The 3,430-nt window shown below is 38.1% G+C and carries 5 protein-coding genes; all 5 read right to left on the bottom strand.

Going from position 1 to position 3,430, the window contains the following annotated elements; translation table 11 throughout:
- Positions 1 to 50 precede the first annotated feature (50 nt).
- The 5 genes from F6K40_RS39420 to F6K40_RS39400 all read right to left on the bottom strand — a co-directional run bounded on the left by F6K40_RS39420 (position 51) and on the right by F6K40_RS39400 (position 3,382).
- The gene (locus F6K40_RS39420; RefSeq protein ID WP_293145521.1) at positions 51 to 629 is read right to left on the bottom strand and encodes a hypothetical protein; all 579 of its coding nucleotides are present in this window, start codon (positions 627 to 629) and stop codon (positions 51 to 53) included.
- Positions 630 to 679: 50 nt separating this feature from the next.
- Positions 680 to 1,147 carry a tyrosine-type recombinase/integrase gene (locus F6K40_RS39415; protein WP_293145518.1) on the bottom strand — a complete coding sequence of 156 codons (468 nt, stop codon included), beginning with the start codon at positions 1,145 to 1,147 and terminating at the stop codon, positions 680 to 682.
- Positions 1,148 to 1,650: 503 nt separating this feature from the next.
- A complete protein-coding gene (locus F6K40_RS39410) occupies positions 1,651 to 1,971 on the bottom strand; it encodes a hypothetical protein (protein WP_293145515.1) in 321 nt (106 codons plus the stop codon).
- Between the two features lie 55 nt (positions 1,972 to 2,026).
- Entirely contained in the window at positions 2,027 to 2,905 is an 879-nt protein-coding gene (locus F6K40_RS39405; protein ID WP_293145512.1) for a hypothetical protein, read from the bottom strand.
- 6 nt (positions 2,906 to 2,911) lie between these two features.
- Positions 2,912 to 3,382, bottom strand: coding sequence for a hypothetical protein (locus F6K40_RS39400; RefSeq protein ID WP_293145509.1), 471 nt, complete (start codon positions 3,380 to 3,382; stop codon positions 2,912 to 2,914).
- Positions 3,383 to 3,430: the final 48 nt, after the last annotated feature.

The raw sequence follows: 3,430 nt of genomic DNA, 5'->3' as shown, positions 1-3,430 counted from the left end.
AGTAGGAGCGAGTGTTCTAGGAGAATTATTTTTAAATCCTCCTAGAACACTCAATATTCTATACTGCTTAAAATTTCCAAAGCTTCCTGTATTAACGTTAAGGCATTTTTGAGTTTAGTAAGTGCTTTTTGTACTAGATTTCTGTTGTTAATAAAGTTGGCAACTAAAAAACACTTAGGATTATCCTCTTTGCCCAAATGAATTTTTTTAGTTAACTCATCATACTTTTTATTGGGGCGCATACCTTTGCCTTTGTCCCCAGAAAAAACAGATTTAAAAATAGGTTTACTGGCTGAAAGTTGCCAATATTCATATACACCTGTGGGGCGCTTGACATTGTAACTGCTTAGTTCTGATGAAACTGAAGTAATAATAAAGTTTTCCTCAGCGATTAGATTGGATATATCGGAACTAAGATTGCTAATTAGTTCTAATATTTCATCAAACTCAAGTTCATCAACAGCAAATACTAGAGCCTTTCTTGATATTAAATATAGTATATAAATCTCAAAAGATGAAAAATAATAATAGGCTTGTTGAGCTTGGTGATTGGTTCTTAAAGTTTCATTCAAAGCCAAAACTAAAGAAGGATTTTTACAGATAAAAGCTTGCCTTTGACTTTCTTTCATCTGTTTCATTCTATCAATTTCACCAAGTTCCTCTTGAGAATATTCATAAATTAGTCCGCAATTATCCTTATTCTCGCAGTTTTCAGGACTGAGGCAAAAATGTGGTAGCCAAAACTATTTCTAAGTTGGTGGGGGTGTAGGGAATTAAGATTGGCTGTTTTACCTAATCTTTTAATCAACTTGTATAAATCTATCCAGGATAAACGTTCAGAGTTTTCTCCTAACCAAATATAGCCAGTAGAGCGATCGCCACTTTTCTGCTGATATTTTCTCAAGGCATTTAGTTCATCTTTCCATAGAGGAGCAGCACCACTAACCGACCCCTTAGCTCGACGGATAAATATTTCTTGAGCTGGAAAATTTATATCTTCCCATTGCATAGCCAAAGCTTCATTAGCTCTTAAGCCATGTCGGTACATGGTAATTACCAAAGCTAAGTTTCTCTCAGGTTTGCCACTGGACTTGGCTGCTTCAAATAATGCTTGTAATTCTGATTCAAACAGGTACTTTCGTTTCAAACTGTTGAAAAAAGTTTTATTTGACTGGTAAACCGTTACGAAGTTTTAGGGGTTTGAGATGCTTACCTGTGCTAGAAACTGTTGATAATAGTTATTTTCAACAGTTTGACTCCCCTTAAAAACCGGAACAATTGTTCCGGTTTTGTAGTTCAAAAAGAGTGGCCATTCCCTATGGACTCAACGTGCAACAGATATAGCCATCAACCATCTGTTACCAGTACGAAACTACTCCATTCGTTTCGTATAGTCTGTAGGAGAGTCGAACTCCTATTACCAGAATTAAAACCTGGTGGCCTAACCGTTAGACTAACAGACCTGGTGCTGGCGAATCAGGACGGGCTGACCATCTTTCTATCGAGATGCTAGTTCGCGACTCTAGACCCTTGATAGCTGCTCTAATCCACAGTTTGAGCTACACCAGCATGGGTGGGGTGCTTAGTGAGATGCACTTGAATATTAAAGGCGCGCCACTAACTATCAGGGTGCATCTGGTAATCATTATATCAAAATTCGTCGTAATTTCCATCAATTGGGCACGATGGTGGTTTCACAAAATTTGTGGGCAAAAATCTTAGCTCCTCTATTTCTGTCCAATCGCAAGCTCCATATTCACTCAACTTCAATTCCTCTACACAAGGTGTCCAGAAACATTCACCATTGCTAGTTCGGACAAGACAAACAGTTAGATTTCCTCTCTCCTGGTGGGCTTGGTTGAGTTTTAATTCTCCAATAATCAACCCATACCTCCTCCATTTTGGATCACAACAGTGGTAAAAAGCACAAGGTTTACCACTTCGATATTTCATTTTAAATGTATCTTTCATATTAATTTAGTGTGTAGTAAGGTGTTCAGTGACCACTGGACAGCACGATAAATGTTTAAAAATCTACTTCTGAGTCACCTAAAAAGTCTTCAATTTGATTTGATGGGTACTTTAACTTAATCATTTGTTCGACCGGGTTTAGCATTCCTGTGGGTATTTTAGTTTTCCTAATTTTTTTCTCAAATCTATATCGGCAGTAGTAGTAGCTCTTCCCATTGACTAACTTTCGATCGTCTATCCAACCAGAGGGGGGTAGGTTGTTGGTTCGGCACGGTGGCCTACCACACCGTTTTTGGGGGATGTCAAGAGGAGCGCTCCTCTCCTCGACATTTTCTGTGGAGCATTTATTGTCTGATTCAGGCATATCAGTGCTTTTAAATAAATGCTCCACGGGATTTTGGGGTAATATTTCCTCCGGCGGTGCCTGGGGTAATACTTGTGCCTCTAATTGATCGCTACTTTCTGTGGAGCATTTATTGTCTAATCCAGGTATATCAGGACTTTTGAATAAATGCTCCACGGGATTTTCCTCGATGTTTCCTGTGGAGCATTTATTGTCTATCTCCTCGACATTTTCTGTGGAGCATTTATTGTCTAATCCAGATATATCAGTGCTTTTGAATAAATGCTCCACGAGTTTTTCACCTAATATTTGCTCTACGAATCGGCGATCAAGTCTGCCTCCTATTTGCTCATATCTTTTGACCAAAGATTCTATGCTGGCCACAATACTGTTAGGAGTTGTGGGGGGACACGACGGGGGGGATGTTTCTTTTACTTGCTTGAGACGGAGATCAACCAATCCTTGTTTTTGATGATAAATCTCAAGATTATGGTATCCGACAATCTGCTGAACTTCCACTATCTCCCCAGCTAAAGGGTGGGGGGGTAAAATTCTCACCCAATTCCCTTGCTTAATTGTTGCGAGACTCATTTTCCGTTAGTTTAGTTCTGCTGCTGTTTGTTCTATTTTTTGGGAAAGTAAAATGTGAATAGATGCTAATGAGAGGGAAAAGTTTATTGATGGTTCATTTCCATCGCCAAATGATGAAAATTCCTCAATGATTGTTTTGATTTCGGATTGAATATACTTATCAATTTTTTGATTTATCCTCTGTATCCAATCAGCACTGGGTTTTTCCCTCAAATTACTCAATAGGTTTGCAGCCATAGTTTTCACGCTTCCTGTGTCTATGTTAAATTCAGTAAATGAAAATACTGGGAATGTTTGCTGGCGACAAGATACTTGATGGATTGAATATAGATTGGGATTTAGTTTTAGGTAATCTGAAATCGCTCCACCTTTATAGTCGGTAAAGTCGGAGATAATGTATTTTCCTACTCTTTCATCCCAGACTATTAGTTCTCCAAATTTGATTTTGGGATTGTTAAATATATTTAATAGATTCATTACTTACCTCCAAATAAACGATTAATTCCAAATCCTTTACTCTGTTTC

The sequence above is a fragment of the Okeania sp. SIO3I5 genome (assembly GCF_010672085.1).
GTDB lineage: Bacteria > Cyanobacteriota > Cyanobacteriia > Cyanobacteriales > Microcoleaceae > Trichodesmium.
This window is presented reverse-complemented; position numbering and strand designations above follow the sequence as displayed.